Annotated in this window: 18 protein-coding genes and 1 pseudogene; 11 read left to right on the top strand and 8 right to left on the bottom strand. The window is 62.0% G+C overall.

Going from position 1 to position 20,833, the window contains the following annotated elements:
- Positions 1-189: 189 nt before the first annotated feature.
- Together AACR77_RS03615 and AACR77_RS03610 are read right to left on the bottom strand one after the other, a co-directional pair.
- Positions 190-945: a DUF429 domain-containing protein gene (locus AACR77_RS03615; RefSeq protein ID WP_042879788.1), complete on the bottom strand. Its 756-nt coding sequence runs from the start codon at positions 943-945 to the stop codon at positions 190-192.
- A gap of 77 nt (positions 946-1,022) precedes the next feature.
- Positions 1,023-1,586 carry a VC2662 family protein gene (locus AACR77_RS03610; protein WP_042879786.1) on the bottom strand — a complete coding sequence of 188 codons (564 nt, stop codon included), beginning with the start codon at positions 1,584-1,586 and terminating at the stop codon, positions 1,023-1,025.
- Between the two features lie 303 nt (positions 1,587-1,889).
- Here AACR77_RS03610 and AACR77_RS03605 point away from each other — a divergent pair, with 303 nt between their 5' ends.
- The 5 genes and pseudogenes from AACR77_RS03605 to AACR77_RS03580 form a co-directional block, all read left to right on the top strand.
- Positions 1,890-2,240, top strand: a complete 351-nt coding sequence (locus AACR77_RS03605) for a phasin family protein (protein ID WP_039040883.1) — start codon at positions 1,890-1,892, stop codon at positions 2,238-2,240.
- A 95-nt stretch (positions 2,241-2,335) separates the two neighbouring features.
- Positions 2,336-4,123, top strand: coding sequence for a class I poly(R)-hydroxyalkanoic acid synthase (locus tag AACR77_RS03600; RefSeq protein WP_042879784.1), 1,788 nt, complete (start codon positions 2,336-2,338; stop codon positions 4,121-4,123).
- Positions 4,120-4,524, top strand: a complete 405-nt coding sequence (locus AACR77_RS03595; RefSeq protein WP_042879782.1) for a MaoC family dehydratase — start codon at positions 4,120-4,122, stop codon at positions 4,522-4,524. Before AACR77_RS03600 ends, AACR77_RS03595 begins: the two co-directional genes overlap by 4 nt.
- A gap of 165 nt (positions 4,525-4,689) precedes the next feature.
- Positions 4,690-4,923, top strand: coding sequence for a ribosome-associated protein YbcJ (gene ybcJ, locus AACR77_RS03590; protein ID WP_010674882.1), 234 nt, complete (start codon positions 4,690-4,692; stop codon positions 4,921-4,923).
- Positions 4,924-5,070: 147 nt separating this feature from the next.
- Positions 5,071-5,145: pseudogene (locus AACR77_RS03580) on the top strand (ribosome-associated protein); the annotation flags it as partial.
- A gap of 150 nt (positions 5,146-5,295) precedes the next feature.
- Here the strand turns inward: AACR77_RS03580 and AACR77_RS03570 are convergent.
- Positions 5,296-5,769, bottom strand: coding sequence for a DUF4442 domain-containing protein (locus tag AACR77_RS03570; RefSeq protein ID WP_010674883.1), 474 nt, complete (start codon positions 5,767-5,769; stop codon positions 5,296-5,298).
- 428 nt (positions 5,770-6,197) lie between these two features.
- Between AACR77_RS03570 and AACR77_RS03565 the strand changes: the two genes are divergently transcribed.
- On the top strand, positions 6,198-6,401 hold the full coding sequence (locus AACR77_RS03565) for a hypothetical protein (RefSeq protein WP_231563139.1): 204 nt from the start codon (positions 6,198-6,200) through the stop codon (positions 6,399-6,401).
- On the top strand, positions 6,391-7,362 hold the full coding sequence (locus AACR77_RS03560) for a hypothetical protein (RefSeq protein ID WP_231563138.1): 972 nt from the start codon (positions 6,391-6,393) through the stop codon (positions 7,360-7,362). Before AACR77_RS03565 ends, AACR77_RS03560 begins: the two co-directional genes overlap by 11 nt.
- 55 nt (positions 7,363-7,417) lie before the next feature.
- Here the strand turns inward: AACR77_RS03560 and AACR77_RS03555 are convergent, their stop codons facing one another.
- From AACR77_RS03555 to AACR77_RS03545, 3 genes are all read right to left on the bottom strand, one after another.
- A complete protein-coding gene (locus AACR77_RS03555; protein WP_042879780.1) occupies positions 7,418-9,169 on the bottom strand; it encodes an ABC transporter transmembrane domain-containing protein in 1,752 nt (583 codons plus the stop codon).
- Positions 9,170-9,278: 109 nt separating this feature from the next.
- Positions 9,279-11,015 carry an ABC transporter transmembrane domain-containing protein gene (locus tag AACR77_RS03550; protein ID WP_041215080.1) on the bottom strand — a complete coding sequence of 579 codons (1,737 nt, stop codon included), beginning with the start codon at positions 11,013-11,015 and terminating at the stop codon, positions 9,279-9,281.
- Positions 11,016-11,154: 139 nt separating this feature from the next.
- A complete protein-coding gene (locus AACR77_RS03545) occupies positions 11,155-13,953 on the bottom strand; it encodes a hybrid sensor histidine kinase/response regulator (RefSeq protein WP_042879779.1) in 2,799 nt (932 codons plus the stop codon).
- A gap of 153 nt (positions 13,954-14,106) precedes the next feature.
- Between AACR77_RS03545 and trxC the strand changes: the two genes are divergently transcribed.
- The 3 genes from trxC to AACR77_RS03530 all read left to right on the top strand — a co-directional run bounded on the left by trxC (position 14,107) and on the right by AACR77_RS03530 (position 16,858).
- On the top strand, positions 14,107-14,547 hold the full coding sequence (gene trxC, locus AACR77_RS03540) for a thioredoxin TrxC (protein ID WP_042879777.1): 441 nt from the start codon (positions 14,107-14,109) through the stop codon (positions 14,545-14,547).
- 154 nt (positions 14,548-14,701) lie between these two features.
- A complete protein-coding gene (locus AACR77_RS03535) occupies positions 14,702-16,090 on the top strand; it encodes an SLC13 family permease (RefSeq protein ID WP_041215077.1) in 1,389 nt (462 codons plus the stop codon).
- Positions 16,091-16,291: 201 nt separating this feature from the next.
- Positions 16,292-16,858, top strand: coding sequence for a cytochrome b/b6 domain-containing protein (locus tag AACR77_RS03530; protein ID WP_080770075.1), 567 nt, complete (start codon positions 16,292-16,294; stop codon positions 16,856-16,858).
- A 64-nt stretch (positions 16,859-16,922) separates the two neighbouring features.
- On the opposite strand, the gene AACR77_RS03525 is transcribed toward AACR77_RS03530, so the two are convergent.
- Positions 16,923-19,397, bottom strand: coding sequence for a glycogen/starch/alpha-glucan phosphorylase (locus tag AACR77_RS03525; RefSeq protein ID WP_042879775.1), 2,475 nt, complete (start codon positions 19,395-19,397; stop codon positions 16,923-16,925).
- 393 nt (positions 19,398-19,790) lie between these two features.
- Entirely contained in the window at positions 19,791-19,988 is a 198-nt protein-coding gene (locus AACR77_RS03520) for a DUF4250 domain-containing protein (protein WP_005323525.1), read from the bottom strand.
- A gap of 234 nt (positions 19,989-20,222) precedes the next feature.
- Here AACR77_RS03520 and AACR77_RS03515 point away from each other — a divergent pair, with 234 nt between their 5' ends.
- On the top strand, positions 20,223-20,702 hold the full coding sequence (locus tag AACR77_RS03515; protein ID WP_042879773.1) for a cell division inhibitor: 480 nt from the start codon (positions 20,223-20,225) through the stop codon (positions 20,700-20,702).
- Positions 20,703-20,833 lie beyond the last annotated feature (131 nt).

Below are 20,833 nucleotides of genomic sequence, written 5' to 3'. Positions count from 1 at the left end.
CAGTCGGCAGTCGGCAGTCGGCAGTCGCAAAATAAGGCAACAACGGCAAGGGTCAAGGAGGCGTCGGAAGATCACAAGGACGAACGCGGCCTGCCCTTGCCTGACACCGTGGCAACGGCAAGCCATACACAGTGGCGACAGCAAGTCGCCAGCAGTCTCATCAGAGGGAGCGTAGTGCCCTTGGGCGCCTCAATCCCGGGCGAAGTGGTAGACCCAGCCTTCGTCCGGTGCCATCTCGTCCGGCAGGTCCACCAGGGCAGGCAGCGAGGTGACGACCCCTTCGGCCGCAAATTGCAGGGCCATCAGGGCGCAGAGCGCGGCATCATAGGGATCCGTTCCAGGGATGAGGGACGCCGGCAGGTAGGGTTGCAGCTCGGGCCGCACCGCAGAGGCTTTGCCCCCCATTTTGGCCAGGGCGGGATAGACCTCCAGCACCGCGCGCCCGGCAGCCCTCGCCTGTTTTGGCACCAGTTGCAGATCCCCGAGGCGCGGCAGCATGGAGAGGGCCAGGGTGGCGTTGTTGCCGAGCCGGTCGAAGGTGGCGGAGAGGGGCTTCTTGCCATAGTGCTGATGGAGCCAGCGCTCGCAATCCCGGTAGGCGTAAGGGTTGTCAATCTCCCGCTGAGGCACGGGAAAGCCGCTCCCCCGCCCCGCCAGCAGATCGGCGAGGGCGCGGGGAAAGGCCAGGGGCGCATCGATGCCGAGAGCAAGGCGCGGGCAGGCCAGCACTTGCATCAGCGCCACCTCGTCTTGCAGGGCCGGGCGCAGCAGGGCATCCAGATCCGGCGCGACCCGGGAGCTCAGGCGAAACAGGGGGGAAATCCCGAGCCAGTGCAGACGGGACTCCCGGGCCTGCCAACCCACCACCGCCACCGCCTGGGCATTGCCCTGCCAGCCCCTCACGTCCCAACCGATGCCGATGGCGTCCATGTGTTCCGTTGTCATGCCCCTGTTACCTCTGTGCAACCTTGATGGAGCACAGGGTAATGGCTGCCCCTCCTAAAGCAAGGGCAAGTTGGTCCCTAGAAGGATTTCTTGAAGTTGATCAGGGGCAGAATGGGGAAGATGCCGTTCTCGGCGTAGTTGGCCAGGCCAATCTGCAAGCCGTCCAGGTGCTTGGTGGCATTGACGAACCCCAGCTGGAACGTGGTGCGTTCGGCATAGTTGACGAAGCCGACGTTGGCCAGGGCATTGCCCTGGGCGATGTTGACCGCACCCCAGTTGAGCCCCTTCACATTGTTGGTCAGGTTGACGAAGCCCAGATTGAGGCCGGTATCCTGCCCTTCGTGCCAGTTGACGGCGTTGATGGCGACCCCGCCAAACTGGTGGCGCACCCGGCTCGCGCCAAAGAACACACCAAGCTGCAGGCCGGTGAACTGATCCACGTCGGAGAGGGCGAACACCGGCAGATCGATCCCCTTCACCTGGCCGGTGCGGCCGTAGAGGAAGGAAGCCCGTGCCCCTTCCACCTGATTGGACGAGGGCAGGTTGACACCGGGCAGGGAGATCTGGAGCGGCGTGCTGGCCTGGGCGACACCGGCAAGGGTCAGGGCACCACAGCCGAGCAGCAGGGCGAACGGTTTCATCGGGGATTCCTTGTGAAGAGGGTGTGGCTCAAGGGTACCAGCGCAGGCCCCGGGGAACGAGACCCCGACCCTTTCCCTGCGTCACCTCTCGTCTGAATCCGGGGATGGCTTTCTCGGCGGATTGGAAAATTCAAACAGAAACTAACATTTATGTCATTTACACCAAAGGTGGATTGGTTGCAGAATGCTCAAACGTGTGTTTGAACAGAGCAAACAACACGTAACACAGGGATGACGTGCTGTACCCGCAAGAAGGGTCGATTGACCCGCAAAAACAGTGTTCTGCCGAACCGGAGACCCATGATGAATATGGACGTGATCAAGAGCTTTACCGAGCAGATGCAAGGCTTTGCCGCCCCCCTCACCCGCTACAACCAGCTGCTGGCCAGCAACATCGAACAGCTGACCCGGTTGCAACTGGCGTCCGCCAATGCCTACGCCGAACTGGGGCTCAACCAGTTGCAGGCCGTCGGCAAGGTGCAGGATGCCCAGAGCCTGGCGGCCCTCGGCACCGTGCAGCTGGAGAGCGCCAGCCAGCTCTCCCGCCAGATGCTGGATGACATCCAGAAGCTCAGCGCCCTCGGCCAGCAGTTCAAGGAAGAGCTGGATGCCCTGACCGCAGATGGCATCAAGAAGAGCACGGGCAAGGCCTGATAACCCCTGGCTGCCCGTCTTGCGGGCAGCCACATCTCCCCACGACTCGACAGAACGGGCAAGTGCCCGCCCCGGGCGTGGGTGAAGGAGAACGCATGAGCCAATCATCTTACGGCCCGCTGTTCGAGGCCCTGGCCCACTACAACGACAAGCTGCTGGCCATGGCCAGAGCCCAGACCGAGCGCACGGCCCAGGCCCTGCTGCAGACCAGTCTGGACGATCTGGGCAAGGTGCTGGAGCAGGGCAGCCAGCAGCCCTGGCAGCTGATCCAGTCCCAGATGAACTGGTGGCAGGATCAGCTCAAGCTGATGCAGCACACCCTGCTCAAGAGTGCAGGCCAGCCGAGCGAGCCGGTGATCACCCCGGATCGCAGCGATCGCCGCTTCAAGGCCGAGGCCTGGAGCGAGCAACCCCTCTATGACTACCTCAAGCAATCCTATCTGCTGACCGCAAGACACCTGCTGGCGGCGGTGGATGCCCTGGAGGGCGTGCCCGAGAAGAGCCGGGAGCGACTGCGCTTTTTCACCCGCCAGTACGTCAACGCCATGGCTCCCAGCAACTTCCTGGCCACCAACCCGGAGCTGCTCAAGCTCACCCTGGAGTCCGACGGCCAGAATCTGGTGCGCGGCCTTGCGCTCCTGGCCGAAGATCTGGAGCGCAGCGCCGATCACCTCAACATCCGCCTGACCGACGAGTCCGCCTTCGAGCTCGGCAGGGATCTGGCGACTACCCCGGGCCGGGTAGTGCTGCGCACCGAGCTCTTTGAGCTCATCCAGTACAGCCCGACCACGGCGACGGTGGGCAAGACCCCGGTGCTGGTCGTGCCCCCCTTCATCAACAAGTACTACATCATGGACATGCGCCCCCAGAACTCCCTGGTGGCCTGGCTGGTCGCCCAGGGACAGACGGTCTTCATGATCTCCTGGCGCAACCCGGGGGTGGCACAGGGGCAGGTCGATCTCGACGACTACGTGGTGGACGGGGTCATCGCCGCCCTGGACGCCGTGGAGGCGGCCACCGGTGAGCGGGAGGTGCACGGCATCGGCTACTGCATCGGTGGCACCGCATTGTCACTCGCCATGGGCTGGCTGGCGGCGCGGCGCCAGAAGCAGCGGGTACGCAGCGCCACCCTGTTCACCACCCTGCTGGACTTCTCCCAGCCCGGTGAGCTTGGCATCTTCATCCACGAGCCCATCATCGCGGCACTGGAGGCGCAGAACGAGGCCAGGGGCATCATAGACGGGCGCCAGCTGGCGGTCTCCTTCAGTCTGCTGCGGGAGAACAGCCTCTACTGGAACTACTACATCGACAGCTACCTCAAGGGCCAGAGCCCGGTGGCGTTCGATCTACTGCACTGGAACAGCGATAGCACCAACGTGGCGGGCAAGACCCACAACAGCCTGCTGCGCCGACTCTACCTGGAAAACCAGCTGGTGAAGGGGGAGCTCAAGATCCGCCACACCCGCATCGATCTCGCCAAGGTGAAGACCCCGGTGCTGCAGGTGTCCGCCGTGGACGATCACATCGCCCTCTGGCAGGGAACCTGGCAGGGCATGGCGCTGTTCGGGGGCGAGCGGCGCTTCATTCTGGCCGAATCCGGGCACATCGCCGGCATCATCAATCCGCCGGATGCCAACAAATACGGCTTCTGGCAAAACGGGGCCGAGGCGGACAGCCCGGCGCAGTGGCTGGCGGGGGCGACCCACCAGAGCGGCTCCTGGTGGCCCGAGATGATGCGCTTTATCAAAGACCGTGACGAGGCAGAGCCCGTCCCCGCCCGGCAGCCTGTCGAGGGGCTGGAGGCGGCCCCCGGCAGCTACGTCAAGGTACGGCTCAATCCGGTGTTTGCTGGCGTCAGGAAGCAAGAAGAGGAACCCGCATGAGTACACAACCCCTTGCCGTGGGCATGAAAGCCAGCCTGACCAAGCGCTTCGGCCCGGCCGAGGTGGCCGCCTTCGCCGCGCTGTCGGAGGACTTCAACCCCCTGCACCTGGACCCGGACTTCGCCGCCACGACGGTGTTCGAGCGCCCCATCGTCCACGGCATGTTGCTGGCGAGCCTCTTCTCCGGGCTGCTCGGTCAGCAGTTGCCAGGCAAGGGGAGCATCTACCTGGGCCAGAGCCTCGGCTTCAAACTGCCGGTGTTCGTGGGGGACGAGGTGACGGCGGAGGTGGAGGTGATTGCCCTTCGAAGCGACAAGCCCATCGCCACCCTGGCCACCCGCATCTTCACCCAGGGCGGCGCCCTCGCCGTGACGGGGGAAGCGGTGGTGAAGCTCCCTTGAGCACCAGTGGCCCCCAGAGACACAACCAGCCCGGTCGGGCTGGTTTTTTTGCCTGTGCTCGCCCCTTTTTCGGGGCAATTCGGCCCGGGCCCTTTCCCTGCCCCGCCTAACTGCCTAGAATGAGCCCCCGCTGTTTCAGCCATTCATCCAGCTAGAGGATTTCCCATGGAGACGTTTCTGCTCGAAGGTCACCCCTTCGTTGCCTTGTGTGACCTGATCAAGCATCAGGGTTGGGCCGATTGTGGCGGTGCCGCCAAGGCGCTGGTCGCCGAGGGCCTGGTGGAAGTGGACGGTCAGGTCGAGACCCGCAAACGCTGCAAGATAGTCGCCGAGCAGGTGGTCAACTTCAACGGCATGAAGGTGGTCGTGAAAGAAGGCGTCAGCCCCGAGATCCTCTGATCCTGACGCCCTGCCACGCCAGCGCTACCCAGCACAGTGGCCGCGCAGGTGGTCAACTTCAACGGCATGAAGGCCGTGGTGAAGGAAGGGAGCAGTCCCGAGATCCCCTGATCCTGACGCCCTGCCACGCAAGCGCTTCCCAGCACAGTGGCCGAGCGGATGGTCAACTTCAACGGCATGAAGGTGGTCGTGAAAGAAGGCGTCAGCCCCGAGATCCTCTGATCCTGACGCCCTGCCACGCCAGCGCTACCCAGCACAGTGGCCGAGCGGGTGGTCAACTTCAACGGCATGAAGGTCGTGGTGAAGGAAGGCGTCAATCCCGAGATCCTCTGATCCCGGCTTGAACAAGGGCGCCAGCGCGCCCTCGGGCCTTCAGCTGGCCTTGATGGAGAGGGTCAGCACGAAGCGGGCCATGGCCTCGTCGCCGTTGCGAGACGGGCAGGTGGCCACCACCTGGATGGGGCGGTTGATGCGCTGACCGCTCGCCAGGGACTCGTCGATCATGGCGTCGATAAGCTCCCCCGCCGCGCAATCAAACTGCACGTCCCCCTCCGGGCGCTTCAAAAACTCCCCCTGCACATCCTTGAAGGCGAAATGCACCTTCTTGCGCCGCGCCCGCCCCTTCTCCATGACCAGGAGCCCTCCCACCAGGTCGGCACCGGTGGCGAGCGCCCCGAAATACATGCTGCCCAGGTGGTTGCGGGTGCGCCAGCCCAGCGGGATGCGGATGCGCAGCGCCCTGGCGTCCATCTGCTCGATGACGGGGGCACAGAAACCAATGACGGGAATGTAGCGCCAGGCGAACAGACGCAGGGCGAGGTTGGCTTTGAGGCGTTGCAGGTCCATTGCAAACTGATCCGATGAGTGAATGTGACGCAAATGTTGCCAGCCTGCTTCCCGATAGACAAGCCTCCCGTGCCATCCCTGTGAGCGGCCCCCCAAAGGGTATTTGCAAAATTCATGCAATGGCCAGGTTCTATTTGTCTGGCAAATGATAAAACCGGCCTTTCCTGATCCCGGGTCGCCTCTCTTTTCCCCTTTTTCCGATTTTTATCAAGGTCCCGCCCCGGATGACGGGACCATGACAGCCATATCCGAATGAAACACAACGAGAAATACTCCCCGTCAGGGGGCTAGCCCAGGATCCCGCCCCCGCCACTGGGATTATTCGCAGTAACCAAACCCCCTCTCCCTCGCTAGGCTGTTGCTGGCCCGGAAGTAGCCACTCGGCACCGGGTCAACCCGTCTACCAATCTCACCATAAGGATAGAGAGATGAGTCACGTGCAACAGTTGTTCAACGGGGGCGAGAGCGCCGGTACTTTCCAGCTCAACTTCAACAACAACCGTGCCTACGAGCTGTTTGGCCGGGAGTACCTCAAGTGCTATGCCAACCTCAGCGCCAAGGGGAAGATGAGCAAGCCCCTGCCCACCGGGCCGCTGAGCTACACCGTGCGGCTGCAGTTCGGTGCTGTTTGACTTCAACCTCGCCTACAAGAAGACCTTCGGCAACCAGTTGCAGGCCCCCCTGTGGCGCGAGTCGGACTACGAGGCCGAGCTGGTGCTCTGCCAGCTGGTGCGCGAGGCACCGGCCAACCGCCTGAGCAACCATGATCAGTTCGCCGAGGCCGAGGCCTTCTTCAACGACGTCAATCTGCCCGACACCGTCCGGGCGGTGGGCAATGATCCCTATGCCGACAAGGACGGCCTGGTGGAGTTCATCGTGGCCAACGAGCTGCTGGACGATCCCGCCGTCATGGCCAAGCTGGCGGAGCAGAAGGCCTACCTCATCGCCATCACCTCCGTGGTCACCGCCTACATCAACCGTTACGCCGAAGCCTATGGCGAGCAGTACAAGACGGACGCGGATCTCTGGGCCAGGGCCCTCTCCAAGATCCCCCTGATGGGGCCGAGCAAGATCGATCAGCAGAGCTACAGCCGCCACATCAAGGGGCTCAGCATCGCCACCGACTTCATCAACTTCATCATGGACGTGGTGGTGAGCCAGGGCACCACGGCGCTGGCCAGCTTCAACAAGTTCCTGCAAAAGCAGGGGGATGCCATCCGCTTCGGGGTGGAGAACAACAAGGACTTCTACAAGACCATCACGGTGGGGGTCACGGTGGAAGTGTTCAAGGTGGGCAACGAGCTGGTCTATGTGCCGAAGATCAAGCAGTACCGCGTCAACTTCGACCGCCAGAACAGCAAGTTCACCTCCGCCTGTGCCAGCGCCGAGTTCGTCGACATCTACTTCAACTACCTCTATGCCGCCAACGTGTTCGACTACGAGGCGCTCAAGGACCCCGAGATCAAACGCGACTTCGACAACTTCATCCAGAAGCAGCGCAAGGCACAAATTGAAGAAGCGGATACCTTCTTCAACGATGACTTCCCGCCCCTGGAGCCCAAGCAGGTCAGCCGCAGCAAGGCCACGGTGTAACCCCGCCAGTCAAAAAAACAGCCGGCAGATGCCGGCTGTTTTTTTTAGATGGGCCTCAGGCCCGTTTCTCTTCAAGCCAGGCACCCTGGCTCTGCATCTCGAACAGCTGGGCATAGTGTCCTCCCAGCGCCATCAGCTCGCCGTGGGTGCCGCGCTCGCTCACCAGCCCGCGGGAGAGCAGCAGGATTTCATCGGCATCCACTATGGTGGAGAGGCGGTGGGCGATAGCGATGGTGGTGCGACCACGGCGCGCTGCCGAGAGCGCCTGGGAGAGGGCGAGCTCGGTCTGGGAGTCCACGCTCGCGGTCGCCTCGTCCAGGATGAGGATGCGCGGATCCCCCACCAGGGCGCGGGCAAAGGAGAGCAGCTGGCGCTGGCCGGCGGAGAGGTTCTTGCCCCCCTCCTCCATCAGGGTGGCCAGGCCATCGGGCAGGCGGCGCACGAAATCGGCCAGCTGCACCTCCTCCAGGGCCTGCCAGAGCCGCCCATCCTCGATGCCGTCACGCCCAAGGCGCAGGTTCTCGGCCAGGGTGCCGACGAAGATGAAAGGATCCTGCTGCACCAGACCGATGCTGCGGCGCACCGCCGAGAGAGCCAACTCGCTCATGGGGTGATCATCGAAGTGGATGCTCCCCCGATCCAGGGGGTAGAAACCCATCAGCAGGCTGATGATGGTGGACTTGCCGCTGCCGGTGTGGCCCACCAGCGCCAGCATCTGGCCCGGCCGGGTGGCAAAGCTCACATCTTGCAGCACCTGCTGCTCCCCGTCGTAGGAGAAGCCCACCCCGTCGAAGCGTACCCGTCCCTCCAGGGGGCGCACCTCCCCGTCGGTGCTCTCGCGGGTTTCATCGAGCAGGGCGAACACCCGCTCCCCCGCCACCATGGCCTGCTGCAACTGGTTGAGCTGGTTGGTCATCTCGATGAGGGGCTCGATCATCCGCCCCAGATAGCTGATAAAGGCGTAAAGCACCCCCACCTGGATGGCCCCCGCCGTGCTCAGCCCCTCGTGGGCAAACAGGGCCAGCAGACCGATGAGCACCATCATGTAGAAGAGATCGATGAGGGGGCGCAGCAGGATGCCGTTGATCTTGAGGCTCTTGATCCGCGCCTGCCAGTGCTGCTGGTTCACCCCGGCAAAGGCGTTGGCGAAGTGGCGCTCCTGCACCATGGCCTGGATCACCGGCATCCCCTGCAACGACTCGTTGAGACGGCTGTTGATGTCGGAGAGCAAGGATCGGGTCGCCCGCACCACGGGCACGCTCAGTTTCTGATAGAGCCACATCACGGCTCCCACCGCCGGCAGCAGGGTGGCGCACACCAGCATCAGGCGCAAGTCCAGCAGCGCCATGGAGAGCAGGATGCCGCACAGGAGCACCACTTTTTGCACCAAGAGCCCTATCACCTGGACATAGAGGTTCATGATCGCCTCAGTGTCGTTGGTGATGCGGGAGATGAGGGAGCCCGAGCGGTGCTTGTCGAAATAGCGGGCAGGCAGGCGGATGGCGGTGGCGAACACCTGCTCGCGCAGACGCTGCACCACCGCCTGGGCGATGCGGTTGAAGCGCAGGGATTGCAGATAGAAGCCGGCCGCCGACAACACCTGCAACCCCAGATAACCGGCGGCAAGGGCGGCGATGATGCCCCACTCCAGCCGGCGCGGCGCTAGGTAGTCATCGATGAAGAGCTTGATGAGCAAGGGGCCCGCCACCTCGGCGCCGGTGGCGAGCAGCAGGCAGATGCCCGCCTGCACCAGCCAGCGGGGGTAGCTGGCGCAGTAGGCGAGCAGCCGTTTGATGGTTGGATTCACAAACTTGCCTCCAGCGCAAGGTTCCACGGGAATTGACTCTCTTTGCTCCCCTCTCCGATCGCGGGAGCCGGGCGGGGGGTGAAGGAAACCAGGGGTCTTGTCATCCTGTTCACAGGCTCTCCTCCACGTCCTGCTCCAGGCGCTGGTAGCGGACCATGTCCGCGTACCAGCCGTTCCTGGCCATCAGGGCCTCGTGACGGCCCCGCTCGCTGATCGCTCCCTGCTCCAGCACCAGGATCTCGTCCGCCTGCTCCACCGCCGTCATGCGGTGGCTCACCAGCACCAGGGTGCGTTTGTGGACCTTGAGGGCCAGCAGGATCTGCTGCTCGGTGTGGGCATCCACCGCCGAGAGGGCGTCATCCAGCACCAGGATAGGGGCATCCAGCAGCAGGGCGCGGGCGATGGCCAGACGCTGCTTCTGACCGCCGGAGAGGGTCACCCCCTTCTCCCCCACCTCGGTTTCATACCCTTTGGGGAAGCGACTGATGTCGTCGTGCACGCAGGCGATGCGCGCCACCCGCTCAATCTCCTCCCGACTCGCCTCGGGGCGGCCCAGGGCGATGTTGGCCGCGATGGTGGTGGAGAACAGAAACGGCTCCTGGGGCACATAGGCAAACTGGCTGCGCAGCTCACCCAGCGACAGTTGCGAGATGGGCACCTCTCCCATGCGGATCTCCCCGGCCGTGGGGTTGGCCAGGCGCATCAGCAGCTTGAGCAGGGAGCTCTTGCCTGCCCCGGTGCGTCCCACTATCCCCAGCATGGCGCCAGCCTGCAGGGTGACATCCACCCCCTGCAACAGGGTGCGCTGCTCCAGCCGGTAGCCCAGCCCCTGCACCCGCAGGGGAAACGCCGAGGCCAGCGCCACGGGATGGGCCGGCTCCTCGATGTCGCTGCGCTCCCCCAGCAGGCTTTCGATGCGCGAGTAGGCGGCGCTGCCCCGCTCGATGATGTTGAACAGCCAGGCGATGGCGAACATGGGCCAGATGAGCTGGCCGAGGTACATGGTGAAGCTGGTGAGCTCCCCCAGGGTCAGCTTGTCTTGCAGCACCAGGGCGCTGCCCCCTGCGACCGCCAGAAAATAGGAGCAGCCGATGCACAGGTAAATCACGGGGTCGAACTTGGCGTCGATGCGGGCCACCGCCATGTTGCGCTCCCCCGCCTGACGGGTCAGCTCGGCAAAGCCCTCGTCCTCCAGGGATTCGACCGCGTAGGATTTGAGCACCCGCACCCCGGAGAGGGCCTCCTGGGTCTTGTTGTTGAGGCGGGAGAAGGCCCCCTGAGCCGCCTTGAACTCCTTGTAGATCTGGGTCCCGAAGCGGTTCATGAAGAAGGCCATCACCGGCAGGGGCAGCAGGGAGAGCAGGGTCAGCTGCCAGGAGTACTGGCTGCACATGATGGAGAGCACCAGGATGCCGACGATGAAGGAGTCCACCAGGGTCAGCACCCCTTCCCCTGCGGTCATCTCCACCGCCTGGATGTCGTTGGTGGCGTGGGCCATCAGATCACCGGTGCGGTGGCGCTGGTAGAAATCCGGGCTCATACGGGTGAAGTGGCTGAACAGCCGGTTGCGCAGCACGTAGGCGAGCCGGTAGGAGGCACCGAACAGCATGACCCGCCACACATAGCGCAGCAGGTAGATAAGCAGTCCCAGGCCAAAAAGCCCCGCCAGATAGCCGGTCAGGGTGCCGCTGTCCAGGTCACCCTTGGCAATGCCATCCACCACCCAGCCCACCACCTTGGGGGGGATCACGGTCAACAGGGCCACCAGCATCAGCAGGGAGATGGCCACCAGATAACGCCGCCACTGATCCTTGAAAAACCAGCCAAGCCGCAAAAATACGCTCACAGAGAAGTCCTTGGTCGCGGCGCGCTGCCGCGTGATCGTGAAGAGAAGCTCAATACAATCGCCCCCTGACGGGGGCGAACGAGTGGGTCATCATAGCCTGAAGCGGGTGACTTGAGAACGATTGCTATCTTGCCCCCCCTCAGAGCCGCTTGTCGGGGGGCGAGAACGGGAAGGCGACCGACTCCTGCTGCTCTCCGGTGAGCAGGAAGTGGGAGACCTCCTCCCGGGTCTGGGTAAAGACCTGCTGCAACTGGTTGAGCTCCCCCTCGCTCAGCTCCTCCTGCAGCCGCAGCCGCCACTCCAGTTCCCCGGCCAGCAGTTGCAGGCGGGAAGCGGAGATGTTGGCCGAGACCCCCTTCAGGGTATGCAGCAACCGGCACGCCACTTCGGGCTGCTGGCGACGCAGGGCGGTGCGGATGTCCCACAGATCGTCCTTGTGCTCGGAGAGGAACAGCTTGAAGAGGATCTGCAGCGCCTCCCTGTCATGCTCCAGCCGGCGCAGGGCATCCTCCAGATCCAGCACGCCCATGAGGGCCGGCGGCTTGACCTCGATGGGCACCTTGGGCTCCCCGCCGCTGCTCTTCACCCATTGCAGCAGGTTGTTGTAGAGATCGAGCTTGCTCACCGGCTTGGTGACATAGCCGTTCATGCCGACACCAAGGCAGCGCTCCCTGTCCCCCGGCATGGCGCTGGCGGTGAGGGCGATGATGGGCACATCGTGCTTGTCCACCATCTTGCGGATCTGGCGGGTGGCATCCAGCCCGTCCAGCACCGGCATCTGCAGATCCATCAGGATGACGTCAAACGGCTGCTCCGCCACCTGCTCCACCGCCTCGCGGCCGTTGTCCACCACGGTGACCTTGGCCTCCACCCGGCGCAGGTACTCCAGAATGAGCTGCTGGTTGACCCGGTTGTCCTCGGCCAGCAGCACCCGGGTGCCGCGCAGCAGCTCCCGGAACTGCTGCTGATCCCCCTGGGCCTCCGCCTGGCGGACCTTGCTGTCATGGGAGCTGCCGTTGAGCAGTTCGTCCACCTTGGCCAGCAAGGCGTTTTCGGTCATGGGTTTGGCCAGGAAATGGGTCAGTCCCATGCTCTCCATCCGCCCGTGCAGCCCCTCCCTGGACCAGGCGCTGGTCATCAGGACAGGCAGGCGCCGCCACTGGCTGTGCTGGTACATCTCGAGGGCCAAGTCCAGGCCATCCTCCTGACCCATGCGCCAGTCGAGGATGGCGAGGCGGAGGTGATGCCCCTCTTCCCGCAGCACCTGACGGGCGCGGGAGAGGCTGTTGACCGTGATGACGGACGCCCCCGCCCGCCCCAGGATGTCCTTGGCCAGTTCCAGCACCAGCTCGTTGTCATCCATCATCAGGATCAGGGGCTGGTGATCGAAGAAGACCCTACGCCCCGAGACCCCGTACACCGCCTGGGAGATGGGGATCTCGAACAGGAAGGTGGAGCCCACCCCGGGCTTGCTCTGCACGGTGATCTCCCCGCCCATCAGCCCCACCAGGCGCTGGGAGATGTTGAGGCCAAGCCCGGAGCCGCCATATTTGCGGGTATTGCCCGCCTCCAGCTGGGTAAAGGGCTGGAACAGCTGGGCCTGCTTCTCCGGGGCGATGCCGATGCCGGTATCCCGCACGCTGAAACAGACCCGCATGGGATGCTGGCTGGTGAGGGTGATGGCCACCTCCACCTCGCCCCGCTCGGTGAACTTGATGGCATTGTTCACCAGGTTGACCAGCACCTGACCGAGGCGCAGCGGATCCCCTCGCAGAAAGTCGGGCACGGCGGGAGACTTGTTGATAATGACCTCGATGTGTTTGCGCTCCGCCAGATCCGCGAACATGGCGGCGAGGGAGTCGAGCTGCTCGCTGAGATCGAAGTCGATCTCCTCCAGGGTCAGCTTGCCGGACTCCACCTTGGTGAGATCCAGGATGTCGTTGATGAGCAGCAGCAAGGTATCCGACGAGGATTTGATCTTGTTGAGATAGTCCCGCTGCTGGGGATCTAGGCTGGTTTGCAGTGCCAGGGCGCTGAAGCCGATGATGGCATTCATGGGGGTGCGGATCTCGTGGCTCATGTTGGCCAGGAAGTCGCTCTTGGCCTGGGCCAGCAGCGCGGCATGGCGTGAGAGCTCGCTCAGCTTCTGGTTGCGGCGCCACAGGGTCGCGGCCACCAGCGAGAAGCAGAGCAGCGCCCCCCCCAGCACCATCAGGTAGAAGCGGCTCTTGAGGGAGGAGGCCCGCTCCAGCTTGCTCTGCTTCCAGGCAGGCAGCGAGCTCAGCCCCTTCATCTCCACCACCTGATTGCGCAGGCGATGGTACTCCATCACCTGCTGATTGAACTCCTGGCCCAGCCGGACGAGGGCCGCGACCCTCGGCTGCTCCCCATAGCGGTCAAGCAGGTGCTGCTGGAGTTGCAGCAGTTGCCGCTGCTCGTTCTGATCCCAGCTGCGTCTGAGGTAGTGGTGCAGGCGCATGAGTTCGGTCAGGTCGCGGTACTGCGCCTCACCGACCGGCAGGGTGCCTTGCAACGCCTTGAGCTGGCCCTGGAAGCGGGGAGCCAGATACTCGATGGTCATCTCCATGGTGTAGAGCCTGGCGAGATCCAGCAGATAACCGTCGATGTCCCGCTGCAACGCCTGGGAGCCGGGGTCGTCCACCGACTCCGGATCCTCGTGCACCAGCCTGACGAACCTGTCCAGGTGACTGGAAAGCAGGCTCAGGCGCTGCTGTACGCTGCCATCGCTGGCCTTCTCGCGCCCCAGCAGATAGACAGTATCGGTATTGACCCGATTGAGCACCATCTCAGCCGCCACGCTCAAATCGAAGGCACGCTGCTGCTGGCTGAGCAACTGCCAGCAATAGGCAGAAAAGCCCACCAGCGATACGATGATAAGGCCAAAGACAACACGATTGGCCCGTGCAACACTCTTCATCCCGTCTCGATTCTCATGTCATGGTCGGCCATCCGGTGACATCAGGTCACGGCCGGAGGCCAACTGTGAAAAACCACTGAGTGCTATGTTACCGTTAGTCAGCGCTTTGATTGCAATAAAGATGTTGCCGGGCCATGAAATAAGGAAGCAATTATGTCACTTGTCACCACCTATTGTAGCCAATGCTTTACCCGCAACCGCCTGCCTGTCGAAAAAGCAGACTCAAACGCGAAGTGCGGCCGCTGCCGTCACGCCCTCTTCGAACAAACCCCGGTGGCGGGGCGTCAGGCCAGCTTCGATGCCCTGATCCAGTCCGACATCCCGGTGGTGGTGGACTTTTGGGCAAGCTGGTGTGGCCCCTGCCTGCAGTTTGCCCCCGTCTTTCAGGAGGTCGCCCGGGAGCTTGAGCCCCGCCTTCGCTTCGTGAAACTCGATACCGAGCAGGAGGCCGCCATCGCAGGTCGCTATGGCATCCGCAGCATTCCTACCCTGATGGTCTTCCAGCGGGGGGAGATCCTGGCACAGCGCAGCGGCGCCCTGCCCAAGAGCCTGTTCAAGGAGTGGCTGCTCTCCTTCACCTCCCCCGTCAAATGAAAATGAAATGTTTCATTTCTGTTTAATTGAAGATCCGTTTTCACTTGACTCTGTGAGTCGCCACATGATTTGACCATATCCCCCTGTTTCAAACAGGGGGATAAATGTAACCTCGGCATCACAACAACAACCATAAATTAACCGAGAGAACGTTATGCACACATCGGCCGTACCTACGACTCCCCCCTCACGCTGGCTGGACATCAAGTCCGGGATCGTCATCCTGGATCTGCTCCTGCTCTGCGCCATGCTGGCATGGCTCCCGTTTGACCCCATGGTCAACAAGGGGCTGGCCATCCTGATCTTCATCGCCATCCTCTGGCTGACCGAGGCCGTGAACATCACCATCACTGCCATCTCCATCCCGGTGCTCGCCACCCTGCTCGGGGTGTTCGACATGAGCAAGTCGCTGACCGACTTTGCCAACCCCGTCCTGTTCCTCTTCTTTGGCGGCTTTGCCCTCGCGGCAGCCCTCTCCAAGCAGGGACTCGACACCCAGATCGCCGGCAAGGTGATGCAGCTCGCCAAGGGACACCTGGGCTGGGCTTCCATCGTGCTCTTCACCATCACGGCCGCCCTCTCCATGTGGATCAGCAACACCGCCACCGCGGCCATGATGATGCCGCTGGCCCTCGGCATGCTGAAGGGGCTGGACGTTCACAAGGAGCGCCGCACCCTGGTCTTCGTGCTGCTTGGCGTCGCCTACAGCGCCAGCATCGGTGGCATCGGCACCCTGGTGGGCAGCCCCCCCAATGCCATCGCCGCCGCCCAGATGGGCTTGGGCTTCACCGACTGGCTGGAGTTCGGCATCCCCGTGGTGATCATCTTCATGCCGGTAGGTATCGGCCTGCTCTACTGGGTGACCCGTCCCAATCTCTCCCACCAGGTCAGCACCGAGCAGGTCACCATCGAGTGGACAGGTCAGCGCAAAGTGACCCTGGCCATCTTCCTGACCACGGTACTGCTGTGGATTGGATCCCAGCCTCTTGCCAAGGCGCTGGGCGGCATTCCCCAGTTCGATACCCTGATCGCCATGGGCGCCATCCTGGCCATCGCCGTCAGCCGGGTCGCCAGCTGGGATGACATCAACCAGAACACCGACTGGGGCGTGCTGCTGCTGTTCGGGGGTGGTCTCACCTTGAGCGCCATCCTCAAGCAGACCGGGGCCAACGCCTTCCTGGCGGAGCACCTCTCCAGCGGCCTCTCCTCCATGCCCATCTTCGTGATCCTGCTCTGCCTGGCCGCCTTCGTGGTGTTCCTGACCGAGCTGGTCTCCAACACCGCCACCGCCGCGCTGCTGGTGCCGCTGTTCGCCGGGGTGGCCGAGGCTCTGGGAGTCTCCCCCATCGTGGTCTCCGTGCTGATCGCCGTTGGCGCCTCCTGTGCCTTCATGCTGCCGGTGGCCACGCCCCCCAACGCCATCGTCTTCGCCAGCGGCCATATCCAGCAGCGGGAGATGATGCGGGCCGGCCTGGTACTGAACCTGGTGTTCACCGTCATCCTGACCATGCTGGCCTATTTCATGGGGGATATCCTCCACTGAGGTTCGCCCCCTAATGCCCCTCCAAGCCCCGCATCGCCGGGGCTTTTTCTCGCCCCGAAACCACCGCACTCCCTACCCGTGACATCACCGCGACATTAACTCGCACTTAAGAAATCGCCTTCATGATGCTGACAACGGCCATCACGCAGCCATGGCTGACGATGGCGATGATCATGGACATCACGACAAGGGGATCACCTCATGGGAAAGACGATGCAGAACAACCGTGAAATCAAGGTATGGGATCCGGTGGTCAGGGGATTTCACTGGGCCACTGTGCTGTTGTGCGTGCTGAATCTCTTCATCCTTGAAGAGGGGGCGCGCAACCACCGCTATGCGGGATATGCGCTGGCCGGACTGCTGGTACTGCGCATCGTATGGGGATTCATCGGCTCCTATCATGCCCGCTTCGCCCAGTGGCTGCCGACACCGGCCGGCGTCATCACCTATCTCAAGGAGACGATCAAGGGGCGCCACCCCTACTACGCCGGTCACAATCCTTTGGGGTCCTTGATGATACTGCTGCTGTTGACCTGCCTTGTCGGCACCGCCGCCAGCGGGATCATGACCGAATACGGGCCTCTCTCCGGCACCCATCGCATGGAAGAGATCCATGAGTTCTTTGCCAAGGGGTTGCAGGTGGCCATCTTCGTCCATGTACTGGCTGTCATCGCCCTGGATCGTCTGGTACGGGGCGATCTCGTCAGGGCGATGATCACCGGCAAGAAACGGGTGCCGGCGGACACCCGGGTGGTCGACAGGCCCTGAGCCTCCCTCAGCCCGACAGATGAAAAAAAACCCCGCATCGCGGGGTTTTTCACAGGAGCAGACATCAGCCGACGCTGCAGCTCGTCAGTTTCCAGATCCGGTCTACGTAATCCTGGATGGAGCGGTCGGAGTTGAACTTGCCCATGGTGGCCGAGTTGATGATGGCTTTCTTCGCCCACAAGGCCGGATCCCGGTACCAGGCGTCGATCAGCTTGTGCGCCTCGGAGTAGGACTCGAAATCGGCCAGGGTCAGGTAAGGGTCTCCCCCTTCCAGCAGGGAACGCTTGATGGAGGAGAGCTCCCCCGGGCGACCCGGCGTGAAGTAGTCGGTATCAAACCAGTCCAGCACGGCTTTCAGTTCGGAGTTGGCGTAGTAGAAGTCATACGGGTTGTAGCCGCGCGCCTTCAGGGCCTTCACCTCGTCCACGTTCAGACCGAAGATGGCGCAGTTCTCGGCACCCGCCTCTTCGGCGATCTCGATGTTGGCTCCATCCAGCGTCCCGATGGTGATGGCACCGTTCAGCGCCATCTTCATGTTGCCGGTACCGGACGCTTCATAGCCTGCAGTGGAGATCTGCTCGGAGACATCCGCCGCCGGGATCAGCTTCTCGGCAAGGCTCACGCGGTAGTTCGGCATGAACACCACTTTCAGCTTGCCCTGGATACGGGCGTCGTTGTTGACCCGCTCCGCCAGCTTGTTGATGGCGTAGATGATGTCCTTGGCCAGCTTGTAACCGGGCGCCGCCTTGGAGCCGAAGATGAACACCCGCGGATGCATGTCATAGTCCGGGTTCGCCAGCAGGCGACGGTAGAGCGCCATGATGTGGATGAGGTTCAGCTGTTGACGCTTGTACTCGTGCAGACGCTTGATCTGGACGTCGAAGATCGCCTCCGCGCTCACGTCGATGCCGGTTTCCGCCTTGATGACCTTGACCAGCTTCTCTTTGTTGTGGCGCTTGATGGTCATGAACTGCTGCTGGAACGCCTTGTCGTCGGCAAACTTCACCACGCTGCGCAGCTTGTCCAGTTGCAGCGGCCACTCCTTGCCCACCACCTCGTTGTAGAGTTCGGCCAGTTCCGGGTTGCAGGCCAGCAGCCAGCGACGGGGAGTCACGCCGTTGGTGACGTTGCACATCTTCTCGGGCCACAGCTCGGCATACTCGGGGAAGAGATCTTCCTTCACCAGCTTGGAGTGGATCTCGGCCACGCCGTTCACCTTGGAGGAACCGATGACGCACAGGTTGCCCATGCGCACCTTGCGCACGTCACCCTCTTCGATGATGGAGAGCTTGGCCTTGATGGCATCGTTGCCCGGCCACTTGGGCTCCACCAGCTCGTTCAGGAAGCGGGCGTTGATTTCATAAATGATCTCGAGGTGACGGGGCAGTACCTTCTCGAACAGGCTGACGGACCACTTCTCCAGCGCTTCCGGCAGCAGGGTGTGGTTGGTGTAGGAGAAGACCTGATAGCAGATGCCCCAGGCGGTATCCCAGTTCAGCCCCTCTTCATCCACCAGCACGCGCATCAGCTCGGGGATGGCCACGGTGGGGTGGGTATCGTTGAGCTGGATGGCGATTTGCGCGGCAAAGTTGCTGAAGTCACTGCCATGCACCCGCTTGTAGCGACGCATGATGTCCTTGATGGAGCAGGCGCAGAAGAAGTACTGCTGGATCAGGCGCAGCTCCTTGCCGGCGTCGGTCTCATCGTTCGGGTAGAGCACCTTGGAGATGGTCTCGGCCTGGGCCTTCTCGGCCTGGGAGTCGATATAACCACCGGCGTTGAACACGTCCCAGTCGAAGAACTCGGAGGCGCGGGATTCCCACAGACGCAGGATGTTGACGGTGTGACCACCGAAGCCGACCACCGGAATGTCCCAGGGCACCCCTTTGATCTTGCGACCGGCGTGCCACACCTTCTTCAGGCCACCCTTGTCACCAAAGACGGTCTCCACGTAGCCGTAGAGCGGGATCTCCTGCACCGATTCCGGGCGGCAGATCTCCCAGGGGTTGCCATATTCGCGCCAGGAGTCCGGACGCTCGATCTGACGGCCATCCTGAATTTCCTGACGGAACAGGCCGTGCTCGTAGTGGATGCCATAGCCCACCGCCGGGTAGTTCAGGGTCGCCAGGGAATCGATGAAGCAGGCAGCCAGACGACCCAGGCCGCCGTTGCCAAGGGCCATGTCAGGCTCTTGTTCACACAGATCGGTCAGTTCCAGACCGAGTTCACCCAGCGCCTCTTCACAGACTTTGTAGAGGGAGAGGTTGTGCAGGTTGTTGGAGGTCAAACGCCCCATCAAAAATTCAGCAGAGAGATAGTGAATCGCACGAGTATCTTTCTTGAAGTGAGTCTGCTGAGTACGGGTCAGGCGCTCGTACACCTGTTCATTGACGGCGGCAGCGGTCGCTTTCCACCAGGCATCCGGAGAGGCTTTCTGTTCGCTTGTACCCAAGGTAGAACGCAGGTGACGCACGATACTCGCCTTGAGCTGATCTTTATCCAGTTGGAGATCCTGGTCTGTCTTCTTCTTGGTAGCCATAAACCATTTTCCTTCGTTACAAATAAAAAATGTCATCCCATCGGGGGGACCGGCGCTGTTGTTATCTCAGAATATGCTCCGGCGGGGGCATACTAGCTAAAGCCAAGGGTTTAAAAGTTAACGTGAGTCACACTTTAACGCATAAAAATGACAGTTTCACCATGAAAACCCTTTCCTTGAGTTAGTCTGAATGAAATATAAATTTCGTTTTAAATCATAGTGATATAAGAAAACAAAAAAGATAGTTTCATGAATAGGTTTTCAATGATTGCCTGTGACTGAAAATACGTGAAAATAATTGCCAACTAGGGAGAAATTGAAAGCGTTTTCAATTCACACCTCCTCGTCAGGTAATAAAAAGGATGCCCCAATCGGAGCACCCTTTGATTTCAATTAACCATGCGCCTTGAACTGATTGCTCATGGGGTCGTAGTGATACCCGATCTGTTGCAGACGGGTAGCCAGCTGATCTTCTGTCATGTCGTAGTAAGCCAGCAGCTCTTCAAGGCCATCACACTCCAGCCGCAGCTTTTCGTTGATGATCCCGAGCAGAATGTTGGCATCCAGTCGTTGCAAGGTACTGACGTCCATCTCGCTCCCTCCTCTCCCCATACAGGACTGTATAACCATGAGCGCCGACCCGAAGTTTGTCTACAGGTTAAAAAACACCCTGTATAAGGAAGATATAAATATCCTTTTTAATCATGTAGTTAAAATCATCTCCTGTTAATCGGCTCACATTTTTAGCCACAAATGACTTGTCACTCCTTGCGAACAGAACTACTGTATACACATACAGCATGGTTATTCATACAGGAACGACATATGAGCCAGCCCCTGAGTCTTTGCCCCCCTTCCTCCTCTGCCGGTCTGATCACCACCTGGCCCACTCGCCATCAGAGCAAGATGGGACAAGAGCAGCGGCGCGGCCCTCTCCATCAGGAAGCGCCGCTGCTGGATGCCCTGGGGCAACTGAGTCAGTCCGACAGTGGCTGGATCCTGCTCGTCGCCCCGCCAGGCCTGCCCGCCGCCGCGCAATTGCAGGCCAGAGGAATCAATCCTGCCAGGGTGCTTGTCGTGCACGCCCCCAAGATCAAGAATTGGCAGCGCCTGCTGGAGCAGAGCCTGATCAATGGTCACTGTGCCGCCGTGCTGACCTGGCTGCCCGAACAGGTCGCCCTGGACCGGAGCACATTGAGCACCCTGGGCCAGCGCGCCGGTGTCCTGACCCGCTTCTTCGAGCCCGCAACCCCTCTGGGTGGGGCACTGAGCTACGGCGGCCAGGATGTCTACCTGAACCACTGATCGCCCCTTCGGCGTGACAGCCAATGCGCCGGCATTGCCCACCGGGTTATCCATGCTTCCGACCCGGGATGTCATGGCGACAAAGACAAAGCAGCACAGCAGCACAGCAGCACAGCAGCACAGCAGCACAG

Source organism: Aeromonas sp. ZOR0002 (assembly GCF_963866995.1).
GTDB classification, from domain to species: Bacteria; Pseudomonadota; Gammaproteobacteria; order Enterobacterales; family Aeromonadaceae; genus Aeromonas; species Aeromonas caviae.
Note: the sequence above shows the minus strand (reverse complement) of the source record. Positions and strands in the feature narration are given on the sequence as shown.

Bases quoted from the DNA above. Each gene is read 5' to 3' on its own strand.
- AACR77_RS03615 (WP_042879788.1), bottom strand. From the start codon at position 945: ATGACAACGGAACACATGGACGCCATCGGCATCGGTTGGGACGTGAGG.
- AACR77_RS03610 (WP_042879786.1), bottom strand. From the start codon at position 1,586: ATGAAACCGTTCGCCCTGCTGCTCGGCTGTGGTGCCCTGACCCTTGCC.
- AACR77_RS03605 (WP_039040883.1), top strand. From the start codon at position 1,890: ATGAATATGGACGTGATCAAGAGCTTTACCGAGCAGATGCAAGGCTTT.
- AACR77_RS03600 (WP_042879784.1), top strand. From the start codon at position 2,336: ATGAGCCAATCATCTTACGGCCCGCTGTTCGAGGCCCTGGCCCACTAC.
- AACR77_RS03595 (WP_042879782.1), top strand. From the start codon at position 4,120: ATGAGTACACAACCCCTTGCCGTGGGCATGAAAGCCAGCCTGACCAAG.
- ybcJ (WP_010674882.1), top strand. From the start codon at position 4,690: ATGGAGACGTTTCTGCTCGAAGGTCACCCCTTCGTTGCCTTGTGTGAC.
- AACR77_RS03570 (WP_010674883.1), bottom strand. From the start codon at position 5,769: ATGGACCTGCAACGCCTCAAAGCCAACCTCGCCCTGCGTCTGTTCGCC.
- AACR77_RS03565 (WP_231563139.1), top strand. From the start codon at position 6,198: ATGAGTCACGTGCAACAGTTGTTCAACGGGGGCGAGAGCGCCGGTACT.
- AACR77_RS03545 (WP_042879779.1), bottom strand. From the start codon at position 13,953: ATGAAGAGTGTTGCACGGGCCAATCGTGTTGTCTTTGGCCTTATCATC.
- trxC (WP_042879777.1), top strand. From the start codon at position 14,107: ATGTCACTTGTCACCACCTATTGTAGCCAATGCTTTACCCGCAACCGC.
- AACR77_RS03535 (WP_041215077.1), top strand. From the start codon at position 14,702: ATGCACACATCGGCCGTACCTACGACTCCCCCCTCACGCTGGCTGGAC.
- AACR77_RS03530 (WP_080770075.1), top strand. From the start codon at position 16,292: ATGGGAAAGACGATGCAGAACAACCGTGAAATCAAGGTATGGGATCCG.
- AACR77_RS03525 (WP_042879775.1), bottom strand. From the start codon at position 19,397: ATGGCTACCAAGAAGAAGACAGACCAGGATCTCCAACTGGATAAAGAT.
- AACR77_RS03520 (WP_005323525.1), bottom strand. From the start codon at position 19,988: ATGGACGTCAGTACCTTGCAACGACTGGATGCCAACATTCTGCTCGGG.
- AACR77_RS03515 (WP_042879773.1), top strand. From the start codon at position 20,223: ATGAGCCAGCCCCTGAGTCTTTGCCCCCCTTCCTCCTCTGCCGGTCTG.